Below are 18139 nucleotides of genomic sequence, written 5' to 3'. Positions count from 1 at the left end.
CTCACGCCGGCGTCTTGCGGAACGCGATCGCAAAGCGGTTCCAGCTATTGATCGCGGAGACGAGCAGCGTCAGGTCGACGATTTCCTCGTCGCTGAAATGCGGCTTCACGGCTTCCCAGACGGCGTCGGGCACGTGATCGTGCGACACGAGCGTCAGCGCTTCGGTCCACTCCAGCGCGGCGCGCTCGCGATCGGTGAAGAACGGCGTTTCGCGCCACACGACCACCGTCGCCAGACGGCGGTCCGTTTCGCCGCCCTTGCGCGCATCGGTCGTGTGCATGTCGACGCAGAACGCGCAGCCGTTGATCTGCGATGCGCGCAGCCGCACCAGTTCGGTCAGCGATTTTTCGAGCGCCGACTTCGCGATGCGCTCTTCGACACCGACGAGCGCCTTGATTGCGGCGGGGCTGGCTTTGTAGAAGTCGAGACGGGGTTGCATTGAAGTATCCTCTTTGCTTGGGTTCGAAAAGTGCGCCAGATCGGCGCGGCAAGAGAAGATTAGGCGTTCAGGCGGCTATTTGAAATGACCGGTTTTTGGAAATTTCAGGTGACCAGCAAGACGACATCTTCGATGTTGCGCGGGCACGCAAAAAACCCGCGGCTGACTGCACCACGGGTCGGAAAGCGCCGCGCTACCCGCGCAATCAGTCGAGCGCGGCAGCCGGGCCGAAGAACTCGAAGCGGCTTTGCGCCTCGGGCACGCCGAGCGTCTTCAGATGCTTCTTCACGGCCTTCATGAACGCCTTCGGTCCGAGGAAATACGCGTCGACATCGCGGTTCTTCGGCAGCCACGTGTCGAGCAGCTTTTCATCGACGAAGCCGATGCCGTGCGCTTCGTGATCGCCGTCGCGCTTGTGCTCGTAGCAGTAGAAGCGCTTGAGCTGCGGATGACGCGCCGCCAGATCCTCGATGACCGCGCGGAACGCGTGCACGCCGCCGTGCCGCGCCGAGTGGATGAAGTGAACCGGACGCTTCGTCTCGAGCGCGGCCTGCAGCATCGCGAGCGTCGGCGTGATGCCGACGCCGCCGCTGATCAGCACGAGCGGCTTCTCGCTTTGCTCGAGCTTGAAATCGCCGGCGGGCGGGTAAAGCTCCAGCACGTCGCGTTCGCGCACGTTCTCATGCAGGAAATTCGACACCTTGCCATTCGCTTCCCGCTTCACGCTGATGCGATATTCGCGGCCGTTGGGCGCGGCGGACAGCGAGTAATTGCGGCGCAGTTCGTCACCGTCGATGAGCACGCGCAGGCCGATGTACTGACCCGGATGAAAGTCGAGCAGCGCGCCGCCGTCTTCGGGCACGAGATAGAACGAGGTGATTTCGTCGCTCTCCTTTTCCTTGCGCGCGACGACGAAACGCCGCGTGCCGCGCCATCCGCCCGGCGCCTGTTCGCGCTCGCTGTAGATGCCTTCCTCCAGCCCGATCAGCAGATCGGCGAGTTGCCCATAGGCGGCGGCCCACGCGTCGATGACGGCGTCGGTCGCGATCTCCTCGCCGAGCACTTCGCGGATCGACGCGAGCAGGCAGCTTCCGACGATCGGATAATGCTCCGGCTGGATATTCAGCGCGACGTGCTTGTTGATAATCTGGCCGACGAGCCCGCCGAGCTTCTCCAGTTGATCGATATGCCGCGCGTACATCAGCACGCCGTTGGCGAGCGCGCGCTGCTGCGCGCCGCTGGCCTGATGCGCCTGATTGAACATCGGGCGCACTTCGGGGTACTCGGTGAGCATCTTGTTGTAGAAGTGCCGGGTGAGCGCTTCACCGCCGCTTTCCAGGAGGGGGACGGTTGCCTTGACGATGGCGCGATGTTCTGCTGACAGCATGCTTCGGTTCCTCGTGTGATGGGCGGAAGCGGGGCGCTTCCGCATCGAAGTCTTCGACAACATCTCATACACGAACTGTGCCAGAGTAGAATCGTCGATAAATCAATCAGTTAATTTCGCATATGGTCGATTCGACTCTAGTCAAAAGGACTGCCGACGTAGTCGCAATGACTTCGCGCGTGCTGCTCGACGCCTTGGTTCCGCTGATCGAGGACCTGTCGAGCGCGATGCCCGACACCGAGCGTTACCGGCGTTTGCTGCACACGCTGCGCGCGCTCTTTCCTGGCGACGCCACCGCGCTGTTGCGGCTCGACGGCGACACGCTGGTGCCGCTCGCCATCGATGGTCTGTCGAGCGATACGCTCGGGCGGCGCTTTCGGGTAAGCGAGCATCCGCGCTTCGCGCGCATCCTCGCGCGCGAGGAGCCGACGCGCTTCGCCGCCGGCTCCGATCTCCCCGATCCCTACGATGGTCTCGTGAAAGGCGTGAGCGGCCATCTGGAGGTGCACGATTGCCTCGGCTGCCCGCTCTTCATCAACGGGCACGCCTGGGGCGTCCTGACGCTCGACGCGCTCGATCCCGCGCGCTTCGACGGCATCGACATGGCGTCGCTGCAGGCCTTTCTCAGCCTCGCGGCGGCGACCGTGAGCGTGGCCGAGCGCATCGACAGCCTCGCGCGAACGAGCGAGGCCGAGCGCCAGCGCGCGGAGGTGTATCGGCAGGCGAGCGGCCCGCGGCGGCGCGAGATGATCGGCAGCAGCGAGCCGCACAACCGCTTGCAGGAGGAGATTGCGATCGTCGCATCGAGCGATCTCACCGTGCTCATCACCGGCGAGACAGGCGTCGGCAAGGAACTCGTCGCGAGCGAGATCCACGCGCTCTCGCCGCGCGCCGACAAGCCGCTCGTCAGCCTGAACTGCGCGGCGCTGCCCGATACGCTGGTCGAGAGCGAGCTTTTCGGGCATGTGCGCGGCGCGTTCTCGGGCGCGTCGTCGGACCGCCGCGGCAAGTTCGAACTCGCCGATGGCGGCACGCTCTTTCTCGATGAAGTCGGCGAACTGCCGCTGCCGGTGCAGGCGAAGCTTCTGCGCGTGCTGCAGAACGGCCAGTTGCAGCGCATCGGCTCCGACAGCGAGCACAAGGTCGACGTGCGGCTGATTGCCGCCACCAACCGCGATCTCGCCGAGGAAGTGCGCGCGGGGCGGTTCAGGGCGGATTTCTATCATCGGCTGTCGGTGTATCCGCTGGTGGTGCCGCCGCTGCGCGAACGCGGCCGCGACGTATTGCTGCTCGCGGGCTACTTTCTGGAGGAAAACCGCTCGCGTCTCGGTCTGCTGAGCCTGCGTCTTTCCGCCGATGCCCAGGCCGCGCTGCTCGCGTACCGCTGGCCCGGCAACGTGCGCGAGCTGGAGCATCTGATCGGGCGGAGCGCGTTGAAGGCGCTGGCGGCGCATCGGGAGCGCCCGCGCATCCTGACGCTGACCGCCGACGATCTCACGCTGTCCGGCGGCGGCGCGCCCGGCACGCCAGCGATCGCGCCCACGCCGCCGTTGCCCGCGCCGGGCGCTGACTTCCGCGATGCGGTGAGCGCGTACGAGCGCACGCTCATCCTCGACGCGCTCAAGCGTCACGATCAGAACTGGGCATCGGCCGCGCGCGAGCTCGGGATGGATCGCGCGAATCTCAACCGGCTGGCGAAGCGGCTCGGCCTCAAATGAGCGGTGCGTGACGCATCGCTTGTCTTGAAATAATTCAATCGACTGTTCAAAGCGATGACCTGTATTCAGTAGCGGATCGACACAAAGTCATTGCCCGTCTTAAAAAAGATGCTATTCATTGTTCAAACGCAAAGAAGGATGCATTGTGCGAACCGCATCGACGTCATGCATTGAGACAATCTCCAAGCTGGGAAAAGCGGGCCGTCTCTTCTAAGATCAGAAAAGCCTAGCGCAACCCATCGGCACCAAGAACATCGCAGCGCCTTGAAGAACCGCGTCGGACGCATGCCTCACGCCCGACTAATCGAACACGGCAAATCGACAACGGGGGTTACGTGCGAAACGTGGCAAAGCTCGGCGCTTTCCTCTTGTCCGCGCTGTTCGCGTTTTCCAGCTTCGGCGCGTTCGCGGCTGACGCCGCCCCACTGGAGCGCGCGCCCGATACGATGCAGGCCCGCGTGATGGGCTGTGCGGCCTGCCACGGCGCACGCGGCGAGGGCACCGACAACGACTACTTCCCGCGCCTGTCCGGCAAACCCGCCGGCTATCTGTACAACCAGTTGCTCGCGTTCCGCGATGGCCGGCGCAAGTATCCGCCGATGAACTACCTGCTTGCGTATCTGCCCGATGCGTACCTGGAGCAGATCGCCGACTACTTCGCGAGCGAGCGTCCGCCGTTCCCGCCGCCCGCGCCCGTCAAGGTCGATGCAAAAACGCTCGATCTCGGCAAGGCGCTGGTCACGAAGGGTGACGCCGCGCGCAAGGTGCCTGCCTGCGTGAGTTGCCACGGCGCGGCGATGACCGGCATGGAACCCGCGATTCCCGGGCTGCTCGGCCTGCACGCCGACTATCTCAGCGCGCAACTGGGCGCGTGGCGCTATGGCACACGTTCGACCGTCGCGCCGGATTGCATGGGGCAAGTCTCGAAACTGTTGAGCGATCGCGACATCACCGCGATCGCGGCCTATCTCGCGTCGCTGCCCGCGCCGACCGATCCGGTGCCCGTCGCCGCCGGTTCGTTCAGGATGCCGCTCGCCTGCGGCAGCGTTCACAACTAACCGAGGACCCGACGTGCTCCGATTTCGCCCGTTCCGAGCGCTGACCGTCGCGGTCTTTCTTGCGGCGTGCGCCGCGCCCATCCAGCAGGCCACGGCGCAGGCCGCCGACGCCGCCACCGTGAAGCGCGGCGAGTATCTTGCGCGCGCGGGCGATTGCATCGCGTGCCATACGCTGCCCGCGGGCAAGACCTTCGGCGGCGGCCGCCCGATGGACACGCCCTTTGGCACGCTCTACACACCCAACATTTCGTCGGACAAGGAGACGGGGCTGGGCAAATGGACCGCCGCCGAGTTCTACACGATGATGCACACGGGCAAGTCGCGCGACGGCTCGCTGCTCTATCCGGCGATGCCCTTTACGTCCTATACAAAAGTCACCCGCGCCGATTCCGACGCCATCTACGCGTTCCTGATGTCCACGCCGCCGGTGCATCAGCCGAACCGGCCGCACGAGTTGCGTTTCCCGTTCAATCGCCGCGAGCTGCTGCTCGGCTGGCGCTCGCTGTTCTTCCGCGCGGGCGAGTATGAGCCCGACGCGACGCAATCGGTCGAATGGAATCGCGGCGCGTATCTGGTCGAAGGGCTCGGACACTGCTCGATGTGCCACACGGCCATCAACGCGCTCGGCGGCAATGTGAAATCGAAGGCGTTCGAAGGCGGCCTGATCCCGATTCAGAACTGGTACGCGCCGTCGCTCACGTCGAACCGCGAAGCGGGTCTGGGCGACTGGAGCCTCGACGACATCGTCGGCCTGCTGCATGCGGGCGTGTCCAATCGCGGCGCGGTCTACGGACCGATGGCCGAAGTCGTCTACGACAGCCTGCAATATCTGACCGAAGACGACGTGCGCGCGATGGCCGTCTATCTGAAGGCGCTGCCCGCGCGTTCGGGTGACAAGGCGGAGCCGCCGAGCCAGGCGGCTGTCGAGGCGCGCTCGGACCTCGCGCCGCTCGGCAAGAAGGTCTACGAGGCCCAATGCGCCGAATGCCACGCCACGCAAGGTCAGGGCAAGCCGCCCGATTTCCCGCCGCTCGCGAACAATCAGTCGATCGTGATGAACTCGGCCGTGAACCCGATCCGTATGGTGCTGAACGGCGGCTATCCGCCCGGCACGTTCAAGAACCCGAAGCCTTACGGCATGCCGCCGTTCGCGCAGTCGCTCTCGGATCTCGAGGTCGCGGCCGTGGTCACGTATATCCGCACCGCGTGGGGCAATCACGGCGCGCCGGTCAGCGTGAAGGAAGTGAACGAGCTGCGTTCGGCGCCACTTTACTAAGTACCCAGGCATCGATCACACCATGAACGAAGACCCGAACGAACTCACGAAGGAAGACGCGAAGCTCGACGAGATCGTGAAGCGCGGCCCGTCGGGCGCGATCGCGCTCGCGGGCATCTCGACCGCGATCGTGATCGGCATGTGGTTCATCTTCTACTTCGCCGTATTTCTGCCGCGTGGCGTGATTCAATAAGGCATCGCATATGGCCATCAATCCAAGCTCGCACGACGTCGCCGAACGGGTCGAACGGCGCTGGGCGATCCTCGTTCTCGCGATCGTCGTCGTGCTGGTCGGCATGGTCGTCTACACCGGCGTGCACTGGGCGATGATGCCGCCCTCGCGCGTCGAGACGGTTCGCCCGGAAACGCTGCACGTGTCGGGCGAATTCATCGAAAGCAATCTCGGCAGCGCGCCCGAGGCGGACGGCTCGGTGACGGTGCGCATCGTCGCGCAGCAGTATTCGTTCACGCCGCAATGCCTGGTCGTGCCGGCGGGCGTGCCGATCACCTTCCGCGCGACGAGCTCGGACGTCATCCACGGGTTTCTCATCACCAACACGAACATCAATTCGATGCTGGAGCCGGGCTATGTCTCGACCTTCAAGACGACCTTCGACAAGCCTGGTGAACATCTGATGCCCTGTCACGAATACTGCGGCACGGGGCATCAGAACATGTGGGCGCATGTGAAGGTGGTCGATCGCGCCGAATTCATGCAGATGGCCGACAAGGTGCCGGTCGCTTCGCGGAGAGTGTCCTGTGTTCAATAGCAAGCGCCTCGTCCTCGCGCATTTCTGGCTGGCGTTCATCGCCTTCGGCGTCGCGCTCTTGCTCGGCGCGTGGCAGATGCTCGTGCGCAGCCCGCTGCATCCGTGGCTGCAGAATCCGGAAATCTACTACCGCTCGGTCACCGCGCACGGCTCCGCGATGGGCTACGTCTTTCCCACGCTGATCGCGATGGGCTTCGGCTACGCGGTCTCCGAGCTTGCGCTGAAGCGTCCGCTGGTCGGCCTGCGCTGGGCGTGGCTCGGCTTCTGGCTCGTCGCCGTCGGCGCGGTCGTCGCGATGGTGCCCGTCGCGATGGGACTCGCCTCGGTGCTCTACACCTTCTATCCGCCGATGATCGGCAACGCGTTCTACTACATCGGCGTGGTGCTGGTCGTCGTCGGCTCGTGGGTGTGGGTCGCGCTGATGTCGGTGAATCTCGCGTCATGGAAGCGCGAGAACCGTGGCAAGCCGGTGCCGCTCGCGATGTTCGCGACGGTGGCGGGCGCGTATCTGTGGGGCTGGACGGCGGTCGGCGCGGCGATCGAAGTGCTCTTCATGATCCTGCCCGTCGCGCTCGGCTGGAAATCGACCATCGACGCGGGGCTCGCGCGCGTGTTCTTCTCGTGGACGCTGCACGCGATCGTCTACTTCTGGCTGATGCCCGCGTATATCGCGTACTACACGATCATTCCACGCGCGATCGGCGGCCGGCTCTACAGCGATGCGATGGCGCGCATTTCGTTCATCCTGTTTCTCGTCGTGTCGATGCCGATCGGCATTCACCATCTGTTCGCCGATCCGCAAGTGGGCTCCGGCTTCAAGTTCATGCATTCGGTGTTTACCGCGCTCGTCGCCGTGCCGACGCTGCTGACGGTGTTCACGATCTGCGCATCGGTGGAGATCGCGGCGCGGCTGCGCGGCGGACGCGGGCCGCTCGGCTGGATCAAGGCGCTGCCGTGGGATAACCCGATGATGCTCGCCGTCGCGTTCTCCTTCGTGATGCTCGGCTTCGGCGGCGCGGGCGGGCTCATCAACATGAGCTATCAGCTCGACTCGACCGTGCACAACACGCAATGGGTGACGGGCCACTTCCATCTGATCTTCGCGGGCGCGATCGTCATCATGTACTTTGCGATCGCGTACGACCTGTGGCCGCATCTGACGGGCCGCGCGCTGCAGAGCCTGAAGCTGATGCGCTGGCAATTGTGGCTGTGGTTCATCGGCATGATCGTGCTGACGTTTCCGTGGCATTTCGTCGGCATTCTGGGGATGCCGCGGCGCATGGCGTTCTACGACTACAACGATCCGGAGATCGCCGCGCAAGGTATGTCGGTGGCGATTTCGGTGCTGGGCGGATTCATTCTGGTGGTGTCGGCGGTGCTGTTCTTCATCGTGCTGATCAAGGCGCATCGCGCGCCGAAGGTTACGGTCGAAGAGTTTCGCTTCAGCCGCGCCGTGCATGAGCCGCGCACCATTCCGGTGGCGTTGAACAGTTTCGCGCTGTGGCTCGTGCTGATGATCGGCCTCACGCTCGTCAACTACGGCTATCCGATCGCACAGCTCATCGCGCGTTCGGACACGGCGGTGCCCGCGGTGCCGATCGGAGCGCAGCGATGAGCGAAGAACGCCTCTTCACATTCCGCAACCGCTGGTTCACGGTCAGCGTGCTGGGGACGATTGCGATCGCGGTGGTATCGGCGTTGATCGGCTTCGTGTGGTTGCCTTCGGCGCAGCGCGACGCGTCGTCCACCGGCATCTGGAACGCCATCTGCAGCGCGGCGGGCGTGCCGCGCAACTGGTATGCGGGCGATACGACGGTCGAGCCGAAGATGAAGCTGACGAGCGTCGAGGTCACGCCGCAATTGCTCGTGAACGTGAGCGCCAATTCTGTCGGGCGCGGCGCGACTTTGGCGTTGCGCTGCACGATGTGCCATGGCGAGCGCGGCATGAGCGAAGCCAATTCGCCGAATCTCGCGGGGCAGTATGGGGCGGTGATCTACAAGCAGTTGATCGATTTCCAGAAGGGTGCGCGCACGAACGCGGTGATGTCGCCGATGGCGATGAACCTGAGCGATCAGGACATGCGCGATCTTGCGGCGTATTACGCGAGCCTGCCGCGCCCGCCCGCGCAGCGCAAGGTGAGCGAGGCGCTCGCACCGGCGATCGTGGCGCATGGCGCGCCGATGCGCAATATCGCGCCGTGCGCGGCGTGTCATGGGGGCATCGACAACAAGGCGGGGAGTCCGTGGCTCGATGGACTGCCGGCGGCTTATACGAAGGCGCAGCTGGTTGCGTTCGCCAACGGGACGCGGACCAACGATATCAATGAGGTAATGCGCAATGTAGCGCGGAATATGACCGCTGAGGAGATCGATGCGGCGGCGATGTATTATGCGCGGGAGTTGAATGCGGTTAGGTGAGTTCGGCTTTGCTTCTATGGAATCCTGAATTCGCGTTGGTCTATTTGCGTTGCCCCTGTTCGGGCCGACTGGCTTGTCAGATCGTGTGCGGTCCAAGCCCGGTTAGGCCTATGAGGGCACTCGCTACTGAGGCCACGAACAATGAGAAGAACACCCAAATTGCGTGTGATCGCGGGCGTCTCGAGCTGCTTTCTTTGGTTACTTTCTTGCAGCAGCAAAGAAAGTGACCCCCGCCCCGGGGAGGGGCATTGCCAATAGACCGACACGAACACAGGATTCCATAGAAGCCGCACAAGCCAAACGGAGCAAAAAAATCGCCGCTACCCCAACAGGGACTTGATTGCTGCAAGCAAGACCTTTCTGTATCGTGACCCAAAGAATGCTGAAAAAACCAGCAGACCAAGGAAAAGCGAAACCGAAATGGAAGCAATCAAAACCGACATCCTGATCATAGGCGCGGGCCCAGTAGGGCTATTCGCCGCCTTCGAAGCCGGCGTGATCGGTCTCACATGCCAGATCGTCGATACGCTCGGCCGCATCGGCGGACAATGCATCGAGCTCTATCCCGACAAGCCCATCTACGATATTCCCGCGATCCCCTCATGCACCGCGCGCGAACTCGTCGACAGGTTGCTGGAGCAGATTCGCCCCTTCGATGTCCCGATCCATCTCGATCAGCGCGTGCAATCCGTCACGCAACGCGACGACGATCATCGCTGGACCGTGACCACCGAGCGCGGCATGACCTTCGACTGCGCCGCGATCCTCATCGCCGCGGGCAACGGCGCCTTCGTGCCGCAGCGGCTGCAATTGCCCGAAGCCGCCGCGCTCGAAGACAAGGACATCCACTACAGCGTCTCGCGCGCGGCGGATTTCGCCGACAAAAACATCATCGTCGCGGGCGGCGGCGACTCGGCCCTCGACTGGGCGCTTGCACTGAAAGACATCGCGAAGAAACTCACGCTCGTGCATCGGCGCAACGGTTTTTCGGCGGCGGCGAATTCCGTCGCGACGATGAAGCGCGCGGTAGAAGCGGGCGAAATGGAGTTCGTCGTCGGCATGATCGAATCGCTCGACGCGCCCGATGGCACATTGCGCGGCGTGCGCGTGAAGCAGGTCGAAGGCGCGACCGATCTCGCGGCGGACAAGATCGTCGCGCTCTACGGCCTCGTCTCGGAACTCGGGCCGATCGCGACCTGGAATCTCGATGTGCGCGGCGGGCGCATCGAAGTGGATACGTCGAATTACGAATCGTCGCGGCCGGGCATCTTCGCGGTCGGCGATATCGCCAATTATCCGAACAAGCAGAAGCTCATTCTGTCGGGCTTTCACGAAGCATCGCTCGCGCTGCGCAAGGCGTATTCGTATGCGTATCCCGAGAAGAAACGCGTGCACGTGCATTCGAGCTACGACGCGAAACTCGCCGAACGCGTCAACGCCGCGCACGCGGCCGACGACGCGTAAGCGCTTCGCGTGATCGCACGCATCGTCGCGTGGCTGTTGCTGGCGTCGCTGATCGGCGCGGTCGCGTTCGCTTACGCGGTGTATTCGAAGCGCGTCGCGCTGCCCGAGCGCTACGATCCCTTCGCGCCGCTCGACGTGCGCGCGCCGCAAGGTCCGCTCACGCGCTTCAAGCTATGGCGCACGATGCGCGACGCGCAACGCTGCGATGCCTCGCTCGCGCGCTCCGGTCTCGCCTATCGCGAGATGGCCGATGCGACCGGGCCGGGCGGCTGCGCGCTCGCGGACGTGGTGCGCGTCACCCAGGCCGAAGATCTGCGCTTCAGCGCGCCGTTTCTCGCAACCTGTCCGCTCGCGCTCGGCATGGCGTATTTCGCGCATCAGTATCTCCAGCCCGCCGCGCTCGATATGTATGGCGAACGCGTGGCACGCATCGAACATGTCGGCAGCTATGCGTGCCGCAACGTGAATCATCAGCAGGACGCCGCGTTGAGTCAGCACGCGCGCGCGAACGCCATCGACCTGACGGGTTTCGTGCTCGACGACGGACGCCGCATCACGCTTGCGCGCTGGGACGATGCTGCGTCGCCCGACGGCCAGTTCCTTCGCCGCGTTCACGAAGGCGCATGCCGTTCATTCGACACGACGCTCGGTCCCGACTACAACGCGCTGCACAAGACGCACTTTCACGTCGACATGGGACCGTACCGCGTCTGTCGATGACTTCATGCGTGCTGATGCGCCGGATTGCGGCACGTCGCAAGATCGTGAGGCTGGTCGTTCCACGCCGAGCCGAGGATGATGCTGCAGAAGTTCAGCCGCTTGTAGTTCGGGTCTTTCAACGCGAGCACATCTGCTTTGACGTTGCCGAACGTCGACTCGGGCTTGTCGATGGTGCCCTTCGCGAACGCATCGATGATGCCTTCCTTGAAGTTCGCCTCGCGCGGATGCGCCGCAACCACGAGCCTGCGTTGATCGGCGCTGAATTCGTCGTAGGCGAGGCCGAGCACGTCCATTTCCACGCCCGCCGTGACCAGCGCGACGACCGGCTTCTTGTACTGCGGAATGCCCGGCGTCGTGTGCAGCGCGATCGCGTCCCATACCTGCTCGATGTCGTATTCGACGATGCCGTGCTGGCGCAGGAAATCGCGCGCCGCGTTCGCGCCATCGACTTCGAAGCGATCGTGCGGGCTGCTGTACGCTTCGGTGAGACCCATGTCGTGGAACATCGCGCCGATATAGAGCAACTCCGGATCGTACTTCAGTTGCTTGCGCTCGCCGGCGAGCGCGCCGAACAGGAACACGCGGCGCGAATGATGATAGAGCAGGTCGGGTTCGGTATCGCGCACGAGTTGCGTGGCTTCGCGCGCCATCTGGCTGTCGGGAATCCTGATGCCTGCGATGATTTCGCTCATGAGTGTGGCTCCGTGATGTGAGTGTGGGCTCCAGCGCGCGAATGCCTGTGCGTTGCTAAAATCGCGCAGCGCGCCGGATGCCTTCAAGTCTCGTCAAAACGCCTTCACGTCTCAATCGGAACGACGCGTCGAACCCTGCCAGTCGCACGTCGTCTCCTGCCACGCGAACCCATCACGGACATTCCTTTCGATGCGTACAGTTGCGATCGCAATCTTCCAGGGCGTGCAGGCGCTCGATGTGGCGGGTCCCGTCGATGTTTTCGCGGAAGCGAACGGCTTCATTGGCGCATCGGACGCCTACGAGATCGCGCTGGTCGGACCCGAGGAGCGCATCGTGCGGGCATCGAACGGCACGCGGCTCGTCGCGGATCTGTCATTCGACGAAGCGGATCGCCGTTTCGGCACCGCGCTCGTCGCGGGCGGCCCGAGTCTTCCCGTCGATGCACCCGATCCGCGCCTGAGCGCCTGGCTCACCGATGTCGCATCGCGCTGCGAGCGCTACGGCTCGATCTGCACGGGCGCGTTCGCGCTCGGACACGCGGGTCTGCTCGACGGCCGCGACGTGACCACGCACTGGCAGAACGCGCCGCGTCTCGCGGAGCGTTTTCCGCGCGCGCGTGTCGAACTGGACCGCATCTACATGCGCGACGGCAATCTCGTCACGTCGGCGGGCGTGACGGCGGGCATCGATGTCGCGCTCGCGCTCGTCGCCGAGGATCACGGCGCGCAGGTCGCGCTCGCGGTGGCGAAGCGTCTCGTCGTGTTCGCGCAGCGGCGCGGGGGCCAGTCGCAGTTCAGCCCGTATCTCAGCGCGCCCGCCGATGAAACGTCGCCCGTCGCGAAGGTGCAGGCTTACGTGATGGAGCATATCGGCGAGCGGCTGGCGGTCGCGCAACTGGCGAGCGTCGCCGGCATGAGCGAACGCAACTTCGCGCGCGCGTTCGTGCAGCTCGCGCAGATGACGCCGCACGAGTTCGTCGAACGCGCGCGCGTCGACGCGGCCCGCAATATGCTCGAGAGCAGCGACACGCCGCTGAAAACCGTCGCCTGGGATTGCGGCTTCGGCACGGCGGATCGCATGCGGCTCGTGTTCGCGCGGCGGCTCGGTGTGTCGCCGAATGACTATCGGCTGAGCTTTCGCACACGCTTCACGAAGTGATCGTGACGACGGCGTCGCGACGGGTTCGTTAAAATTGAGATGAACGCGGCGCGCCCGGCAGTACGCGCGCCGCAGAATCCACCCTCGACATATCGGAACAGCGAATGACGAAACAACAGACCGCCACGCAAGATCCCTACGAACGACGCGCATTGCTTCTGCATCTGGGCGATGTGCTGGAGTCGGTGTTTTGCCTGAGCCAATGCGCCGACGAATACGCGAGCATCGGCGAAGCGGTGAAGGGCAACGAGGCGCTCGCGGGCTTCACGCTGCTCGGCTTCATCGACGAAAAGATGGCGCCGCGCGATTTCATCCGGCGCGCGTCGGGTGCGTTCTTCGTGTGGCCGAAGGCACTGCTCGACGAAACGCTGAATCGGCCGATGCTCGCCAACACCGTCAAGCACGATCTCTTCGCCGATAACGCGAAGGGCTGGAATGCCTACGCGGAAGAGCGGCGCAAGGACGTGCCGTGGTTCGGCGAAGCGTTGCCGGATGTCGCGGAAAGCGCGGCGCCGGCGCATGAAGCGGCGACGACTTCGACTCCGGTTCCGCAGAAAAAGAGCAAGTCGAAAACGTCGCGTTATTCGACCTGGCCGTGGCCGGACAAGCCCGCCGACGCCTGATCGAGGCAGCGTTGCATCACTGCTTTTTGCCCATGCTGTTCGCGCCCGCGTCGAAGCCGAGACCGTTCGGCCGGTCGGGCGCGGCGCCCTTGCCCGATGACGTCTTGCCCGGTCGCGTCTTCAACGCGTCGCTGGCGTTCGCGGCGGCTGCCGCGGGCGGCGTGACGTTTTTCTCCTGATACGCGGGCGTGCTGTCGTAGTCGAGCTTGTTCGGTTTGCCCGGCGCCTGCTGGGCACTCGCCACGACGGCCAGCGTGCCGCCGAGCAGAATCCCCGCCATGCGTCCGTAGGTGCTGAGTGTGGGTCTCATCTGCCGCCTCCCATTTGTTCTGCACTTTCCCCGATGTGCAGCAAGGCGCGGGCCCGCAATAGTGCGGCGTAGCGGCGCGCACTTGTCAATGCGCAAGCTCCCCGCGGATGTTTCCGCGCGGGTCGAAGCGCGTTGATAGCCGTCAAGGGCGCGGTTTCGAGCAGCTAGGACAATTCTCATTTTTAACGTGAACAAGATAGAAATGAGAAAAGGTCTCGGGGCATTTGCGCTGACTTGCGCGGCGTTGTTTGCGGGCGTGGCGCACGCGGCGGGCGAAGCATCGTCGGACGATTCGATGGGCGGCATTCACGCCGGCGACGTGCTCGTGCGGCTGCGCGCCATCAGCATCCAGCCGGATGTGAAAGCCGGCGGCGCGCTCGGCACGCTCAGCGTCGACGTGAACAACGCGATCGTGCCGGAGCTCGATTTCACCTACATGATCCGCGACGAGATCGGCGTGGAGCTGATTCTGGCGACCTCGCGGCATCAGGTGACATCGGGCATCGGAGGGCTTGGCGGCGTGAGCGTCTTGCCTCCGACGCTGCTTCTGCAATATCACTTCAATCACGCTGGCCGCGTGCGTCCGTATGTCGGCGCGGGCGTGAACTACACGTATTTTTACAACGACAAGCTGAAGGCGGGCGACACGCCCGTGTCGATCAGGCACAGCAGCTTCGGTCCGGCGCTGCAGGCGGGCGTCGACGTGCAAGTGGCGACGAACCTCTTCGTCAACGCGGACGTGAAGAAAATCTGGATGCGCACGAGCGCTTCGGCGGACGGCGCCGATCTCGGCTCGCTCAAGATCGATCCGTGGATCATCGGCGTGGGCGTCGGCATGAAGTTCTGACGCGCGGTCTTCCTCGATATGTGCCGCCGCGCGCATTGTCTGAATGTTGGCGGAAGATGCCAGTGCTTCTGGCGTGGACGGTTGAACGACCGCGGTATCCTTGACAGCAGGCCCGGCGCAGACTCGCGACGCTCGATCACGCATGAGCGTCGTGCGCCTGCAACGACTAATAAAACTGCATCGGGGAACTGCAAGCCAATGAGACCTTCCACTTATGCGGGAATCGCCTTGCTCGCGGCGTGTAGCAGCGCCTTCGCGCAACAGCCGCTCACCGTGCCCGGACGCAGCCAGAGCACGTGGCAGCAATCGGTCGACAACGCCGCCTGCTACGGCTACGCCAACCAGACGACGAAAGTGAACATGGCGCGCGAATCGCAAACGCCGCCGCGCGATGCCCAGCGCGAAACGCGCGTGCTCACGCCGCCGCGTCCGGTCGAACCGCCATTGCCGCCGGGCGCATCGGGTGCATCGGGTGCGCTCGCGGCCTCGGCTGCGGCGCCCGCATCGGGCGCATCGGCGGCGATCGCGGCGTCGGCCTTGCCGCCTGGGCGGGTGTCGGGCGCCAACGGGCTGCCTGGCGCGTCCGGCGCGATGCCCGGCATGCCCGCGATGCCGGCATCGATGGCGGCCGGCGCGTCCGGCGCATCCGATGCGATCTACGGCGGCGACATGAAGATGCCGCCGCTGCCGCCGCCCGAGCCGCCGATGACGCGCTACTGGCGCGCCTATAGCGAATGCATGCAGAATCGCGGCTACTTCACGCGCTGAACCTCGCTGCGCGCCCGGGCGCTCCCGGGCGCGCAGCGACTCGCGGGAGGACCGACCCATGACCGCTCAGCCGATCCACGAAGGCGGATGCGCCTGCGGCGCGGTGCGCGTGCGCGTCACGGGCGACCCGAAGGAAGTGAACCTGTGCCATTGCATGACGTGCCGGCGTATCCACGGCGCGCCGTTCGGCGTCTATGCGATTTTTCCGCGCGCTGCGTTTCAGGTGTCGGGCGACACCACCGCGTGGGAGAGTTCGACGACAGGCAAGCGGCACCATTGCCCCCTGTGCGGCTCGCCGATATATCTGGCGTTCGACGGCGTCGACGAGATCGAAGTGCCGACCGGCATCTTCGATGAAACCGGGTTGTATCCGCCGCAATACGAAATCTGGTGCCAAAGCGCCGAGCCGTGGCACGACGCGCAAGGGCGGCCGCGCTACGCACGCGGCGCGCCCTGATCAAACCATCAGCACTCGACGATCGCCTTCACGACGCCCGCCTTCGGATCGAGCAGCGACGAGAATCGCTCGGGCACGTCGGCGAGCGTCAGACGATGCGTATTGAGCGCATCGGTCGGGACTTCGCCTTTTCGCATCGCGGCGAGCACGGTCTCGAAGTCCTCGGGCGTCGCGTTGCGGCTGGCGAGCAGCGTCGCTTCGCGCTTGTGGAACTCCGGATCGGCGAACGAGATGCGGTCCGGCACGATCGACACCAGCACATACTTCCCGCCGTGCGCGATGAACTCGAAGCCGCGTTCCATCGCGCGCGAGTTGCCGGTCGCGTCGAACACCACATCGAAAAATTCGCCGTTCGTGAGCGTCGACAAGGTTTCCTTGTCGTGCTCGCCGATCTGCACGGTCGCGTCCACTTTCAGTTCGCGCTTGCAGAACGCGAGGCGGTCTTCGCGCGTGTCGAGCGCGGTGACGTTCGCCCCGCGCAGGCGCGAGAACGTGATGGCCGCCATGCCGATCGGACCCGTGCCGACGACCAGCACGCGCTGGCCCGGCTTCACGTCCGCGCGGCGCACGGCGTGCGCGCCGATCGCGAGGAATTCGATCATCGCGGCCTGATCGAGCGTGACGCCCTCGGCTTTGTGAACGAACTGCGCGGGCAGATTCAGATATTCCGTGAACGCGCCGTCGCGATGCACGCCGAGCACCTGGATATTCACGCAGCAATTGGTCTTGCCCTGACGGCACGCGATGCACTTGCCGCACGAGAGATAGGGCATCACGTAGACCGTGTCGCCCGCCTTCAGGCCGCTCGCCGGGTCCGCTTCCTCGATCACGCCGGAGAGTTCGTGGCCCATCACGCGCGGATACGACAGATACGGCTGATTGCCGGTGAAGATGTGCAGATCGGTGCCGCACACGCCGACGCGCTTCACGCGCAACAGCACTTCGTTGTCGCCGCGCTGCGGCTTCTCGCGCTGTTCGGCTTTCAGGGTTCCGGGCGTTTCGCAAATGACGGTCAGCATGCTCTTGTCTCGTGGAGTCGTTGGAGTGGGGCGTCCAACAATCTAACGATGCCAGCGTATTTGGTCAAGCCAATTTAAATAACATGAAAGTGGTAAGGCCAGAGGCGCGGTCAGCGGCGCGCGCGGTTTCGCCTTATATTTCCACGAGAGCGAACCCCGCAAAACGCGAAAAAAGGACGGCACGTGCAGCAGCTTCATGAATTCGTCGAGCGGCATCCGCGGCTGTTCGTGCTCTCGGGCGCGGGCATCAGCACGGAGTCGGGCATTCCCTGTTATCGCGACCGCGAAGGCGAGCGCACGGGCCGCGCGCCCATTCTGCTGAAGGATTTTCTCGGTTCGGACTATGCGCGGCGGCGATACTGGGCGCGCAGTCTGATCGGCTGGCCGGTGGTCGCCAAAGCCGAGCCGAACGGCGCGCATCACGCGTTGCGGGCGCTGGCGGCGCGCTCGCGGGTGCATCGGCTCGTTACGCAGAATGTCGATGGGCTGCACACGCGCGCGGGCAATCCCGATGTGATCGAGCTGCACGGCAATATCGGCCGGGTGCGCTGCATCGAATGCGGCGAGCGTCATACGCGCGCGGCGGTGCAACGTCTGCTGGAAGCGGCGAATCCGGACTTCGTCGGCTACACGGCGCCCGCCGTGCCGGACGGCGACGCGCACATCGAGGATCTCGATTTCGCCGCGTTCGATGTGCCAGGCTGCACGCGCTGCGGCGGCGTGCTCAAGCCCGACGTGGTGTTCTTCGGCGAGAGCGTGCCGCGCGCGCTCGTCGACGACGCGGCGCGCTCGCTCGAAGCCGCCGACGCGATGCTGGTCGTCGGCTCGTCGCTGATGGTGTACTCGGGCTACCGCTTCTGCGAGTGGGCGGCGAAGAGCGGCAAGCCGATCGCGGCGATCAACATCGGCAAGACACGCGCCGACGCGCTGCTTGCGCTCAAAGTCGAAGCGCCATGTTCGACGGCGCTCGAAGGCCTGATCGAGCGTCTCGACGCGCGGCCGGTCGCGGGTTAG

Annotated in this window: 20 protein-coding genes; 15 read left to right on the top strand and 5 right to left on the bottom strand. The window is 64.6% G+C overall.

Annotation, left to right across the window (positions count from 1 at the left end; genetic code table 11):
- Position 1: 1 nt before the first annotated feature.
- Positions 2 to 439, bottom strand: a complete 438-nt coding sequence (locus BTHE68_RS17490) for a carboxymuconolactone decarboxylase family protein (protein ID WP_061174883.1) — start codon at positions 437 to 439, stop codon at positions 2 to 4.
- Positions 440 to 644: 205 nt separating this feature from the next.
- The gene (gene hmpA, locus BTHE68_RS17485; protein WP_162067559.1) at positions 645 to 1826 is read right to left on the bottom strand and encodes an NO-inducible flavohemoprotein; all 1182 of its coding nucleotides are present in this window, start codon (positions 1824 to 1826) and stop codon (positions 645 to 647) included.
- A gap of 122 nt (positions 1827 to 1948) precedes the next feature.
- Between hmpA and norR the strand changes: the two genes are divergently transcribed.
- From norR to BTHE68_RS17445, 9 genes are all read left to right on the top strand, one after another.
- Positions 1949 to 3544: a nitric oxide reductase transcriptional regulator NorR gene (norR, locus tag BTHE68_RS17480; protein ID WP_162067558.1), complete on the top strand. Its 1596-nt coding sequence runs from the start codon at positions 1949 to 1951 to the stop codon at positions 3542 to 3544.
- A gap of 344 nt (positions 3545 to 3888) precedes the next feature.
- Positions 3889 to 4602: a c-type cytochrome gene (locus BTHE68_RS17475; protein WP_502710592.1), complete on the top strand. Its 714-nt coding sequence runs from the start codon at positions 3889 to 3891 to the stop codon at positions 4600 to 4602.
- Positions 4603 to 4615: 13 nt separating this feature from the next.
- Positions 4616 to 5878, top strand: a complete 1263-nt coding sequence (locus tag BTHE68_RS17470; RefSeq protein WP_162067557.1) for a c-type cytochrome — start codon at positions 4616 to 4618, stop codon at positions 5876 to 5878.
- A gap of 22 nt (positions 5879 to 5900) precedes the next feature.
- Positions 5901 to 6071 (top strand): hypothetical protein, encoded by a 171-nt coding sequence (locus BTHE68_RS36625; protein ID WP_087131231.1) that lies wholly within the window; start codon positions 5901 to 5903, stop codon positions 6069 to 6071.
- Positions 6072 to 6081: 10 nt separating this feature from the next.
- Positions 6082 to 6648 (top strand): cupredoxin domain-containing protein, encoded by a 567-nt coding sequence (locus BTHE68_RS17465; RefSeq protein WP_061174879.1) that lies wholly within the window; start codon positions 6082 to 6084, stop codon positions 6646 to 6648.
- Positions 6638 to 8263, top strand: coding sequence for a b(o/a)3-type cytochrome-c oxidase subunit 1 (locus tag BTHE68_RS17460; RefSeq protein ID WP_162067556.1), 1626 nt, complete (start codon positions 6638 to 6640; stop codon positions 8261 to 8263). The genes BTHE68_RS17465 and BTHE68_RS17460 overlap by 11 nt, the downstream gene beginning before the upstream one ends.
- Positions 8260 to 9066, top strand: a complete 807-nt coding sequence (locus BTHE68_RS17455) for a c-type cytochrome (protein WP_162067555.1) — start codon at positions 8260 to 8262, stop codon at positions 9064 to 9066. Before BTHE68_RS17460 ends, BTHE68_RS17455 begins: the two co-directional genes overlap by 4 nt.
- Before the next feature lie 420 nt (positions 9067 to 9486).
- A complete protein-coding gene (locus BTHE68_RS17450) occupies positions 9487 to 10530 on the top strand; it encodes an NAD(P)/FAD-dependent oxidoreductase (RefSeq protein WP_162067554.1) in 1044 nt (347 codons plus the stop codon).
- A gap of 9 nt (positions 10531 to 10539) precedes the next feature.
- Entirely contained in the window at positions 10540 to 11250 is a 711-nt protein-coding gene (locus tag BTHE68_RS17445; RefSeq protein ID WP_162067553.1) for an extensin-like domain-containing protein, read from the top strand.
- Between the two features lie 2 nt (positions 11251 to 11252).
- Here BTHE68_RS17445 and BTHE68_RS17440 read toward each other — a convergent pair whose 3' ends face one another.
- A complete protein-coding gene (locus BTHE68_RS17440; RefSeq protein WP_162067552.1) occupies positions 11253 to 11942 on the bottom strand; it encodes an HD domain-containing protein in 690 nt (229 codons plus the stop codon).
- Between the two features lie 190 nt (positions 11943 to 12132).
- Here BTHE68_RS17440 and BTHE68_RS17435 point away from each other — a divergent pair, with 190 nt between their 5' ends.
- Both BTHE68_RS17435 and BTHE68_RS17430 read left to right on the top strand, forming a co-directional pair.
- Complete coding sequence (locus BTHE68_RS17435; RefSeq protein WP_162067551.1) at positions 12133 to 13101, top strand: GlxA family transcriptional regulator; 969 nt, start codon at positions 12133 to 12135, stop codon at positions 13099 to 13101.
- Between the two features lie 104 nt (positions 13102 to 13205).
- On the top strand, positions 13206 to 13724 hold the full coding sequence (locus tag BTHE68_RS17430) for a hypothetical protein (protein WP_162067550.1): 519 nt from the start codon (positions 13206 to 13208) through the stop codon (positions 13722 to 13724).
- Positions 13725 to 13740: 16 nt separating this feature from the next.
- Here the strand turns inward: BTHE68_RS17430 and BTHE68_RS17425 are convergent, their stop codons facing one another.
- Positions 13741 to 14034 carry a hypothetical protein gene (locus BTHE68_RS17425; RefSeq protein ID WP_162067549.1) on the bottom strand — a complete coding sequence of 98 codons (294 nt, stop codon included), beginning with the start codon at positions 14032 to 14034 and terminating at the stop codon, positions 13741 to 13743.
- Between the two features lie 202 nt (positions 14035 to 14236).
- Here BTHE68_RS17425 and BTHE68_RS17420 point away from each other — a divergent pair, with 202 nt between their 5' ends.
- The 3 genes from BTHE68_RS17420 (at position 14237) to BTHE68_RS17410 (ending at position 16106) form a co-directional block, all read left to right on the top strand.
- A complete protein-coding gene (locus BTHE68_RS17420) occupies positions 14237 to 14881 on the top strand; it encodes an OmpW/AlkL family protein (RefSeq protein ID WP_174258063.1) in 645 nt (214 codons plus the stop codon).
- Between the two features lie 198 nt (positions 14882 to 15079).
- Positions 15080 to 15649 (top strand): hypothetical protein, encoded by a 570-nt coding sequence (locus BTHE68_RS17415; RefSeq protein ID WP_162067548.1) that lies wholly within the window; start codon positions 15080 to 15082, stop codon positions 15647 to 15649.
- 58 nt (positions 15650 to 15707) lie between these two features.
- The gene (locus BTHE68_RS17410) at positions 15708 to 16106 is read left to right on the top strand and encodes a GFA family protein (RefSeq protein WP_162067547.1); all 399 of its coding nucleotides are present in this window, start codon (positions 15708 to 15710) and stop codon (positions 16104 to 16106) included.
- An 8-nt stretch (positions 16107 to 16114) separates the two neighbouring features.
- On the opposite strand, the gene BTHE68_RS17405 is transcribed toward BTHE68_RS17410, so the two are convergent.
- Positions 16115 to 17125 (bottom strand): zinc-binding alcohol dehydrogenase family protein, encoded by a 1011-nt coding sequence (locus BTHE68_RS17405; RefSeq protein ID WP_162067546.1) that lies wholly within the window; start codon positions 17123 to 17125, stop codon positions 16115 to 16117.
- Between the two features lie 135 nt (positions 17126 to 17260).
- On the opposite strand from BTHE68_RS17405, the gene BTHE68_RS17400 reads away from it, so the two are divergent.
- On the top strand, positions 17261 to 18139 hold the full coding sequence (locus BTHE68_RS17400; protein ID WP_162068237.1) for an NAD-dependent protein deacetylase: 879 nt from the start codon (positions 17261 to 17263) through the stop codon (positions 18137 to 18139).

Source organism: Burkholderia sp. THE68 (assembly GCF_009938265.1).
Lineage (GTDB): Bacteria > Pseudomonadota > Gammaproteobacteria > Burkholderiales > Burkholderiaceae > Caballeronia.
The sequence above is the reverse complement of the archived record's forward strand: the minus strand, read 5'-3'. Positions and strand labels throughout refer to the sequence as shown.

What these genes read in the sequence shown, in the direction of transcription:
- BTHE68_RS17415 (WP_162067548.1), top strand. Translation starts at nt 15,080, where the DNA reads ATGAGACCTTCCACTTATGCGGGAATCGCCTTGCTCGCGGCGTGTAGC.
- BTHE68_RS17435 (WP_162067551.1), top strand. Translation starts at nt 12,133, where the DNA reads ATGCGTACAGTTGCGATCGCAATCTTCCAGGGCGTGCAGGCGCTCGAT.
- BTHE68_RS17410 (WP_162067547.1), top strand. Translation starts at nt 15,708, where the DNA reads ATGACCGCTCAGCCGATCCACGAAGGCGGATGCGCCTGCGGCGCGGTG.
- BTHE68_RS17440 (WP_162067552.1), bottom strand. Translation starts at nt 11,942, where the DNA reads ATGAGCGAAATCATCGCAGGCATCAGGATTCCCGACAGCCAGATGGCG.
- BTHE68_RS17430 (WP_162067550.1), top strand. Translation starts at nt 13,206, where the DNA reads ATGACGAAACAACAGACCGCCACGCAAGATCCCTACGAACGACGCGCA.
- BTHE68_RS17425 (WP_162067549.1), bottom strand. Translation starts at nt 14,034, where the DNA reads ATGAGACCCACACTCAGCACCTACGGACGCATGGCGGGGATTCTGCTC.
- BTHE68_RS17465 (WP_061174879.1), top strand. Translation starts at nt 6,082, where the DNA reads ATGGCCATCAATCCAAGCTCGCACGACGTCGCCGAACGGGTCGAACGG.
- hmpA (WP_162067559.1), bottom strand. Translation starts at nt 1,826, where the DNA reads ATGCTGTCAGCAGAACATCGCGCCATCGTCAAGGCAACCGTCCCCCTC.
- BTHE68_RS17450 (WP_162067554.1), top strand. Translation starts at nt 9,487, where the DNA reads ATGGAAGCAATCAAAACCGACATCCTGATCATAGGCGCGGGCCCAGTA.
- norR (WP_162067558.1), top strand. Translation starts at nt 1,949, where the DNA reads ATGGTCGATTCGACTCTAGTCAAAAGGACTGCCGACGTAGTCGCAATG.
- BTHE68_RS17420 (WP_174258063.1), top strand. Translation starts at nt 14,237, where the DNA reads ATGAGAAAAGGTCTCGGGGCATTTGCGCTGACTTGCGCGGCGTTGTTT.
- BTHE68_RS17405 (WP_162067546.1), bottom strand. Translation starts at nt 17,125, where the DNA reads ATGCTGACCGTCATTTGCGAAACGCCCGGAACCCTGAAAGCCGAACAG.
- BTHE68_RS36625 (WP_087131231.1), top strand. Translation starts at nt 5,901, where the DNA reads ATGAACGAAGACCCGAACGAACTCACGAAGGAAGACGCGAAGCTCGAC.
- BTHE68_RS17455 (WP_162067555.1), top strand. Translation starts at nt 8,260, where the DNA reads ATGAGCGAAGAACGCCTCTTCACATTCCGCAACCGCTGGTTCACGGTC.
- BTHE68_RS17490 (WP_061174883.1), bottom strand. Translation starts at nt 439, where the DNA reads ATGCAACCCCGTCTCGACTTCTACAAAGCCAGCCCCGCCGCAATCAAG.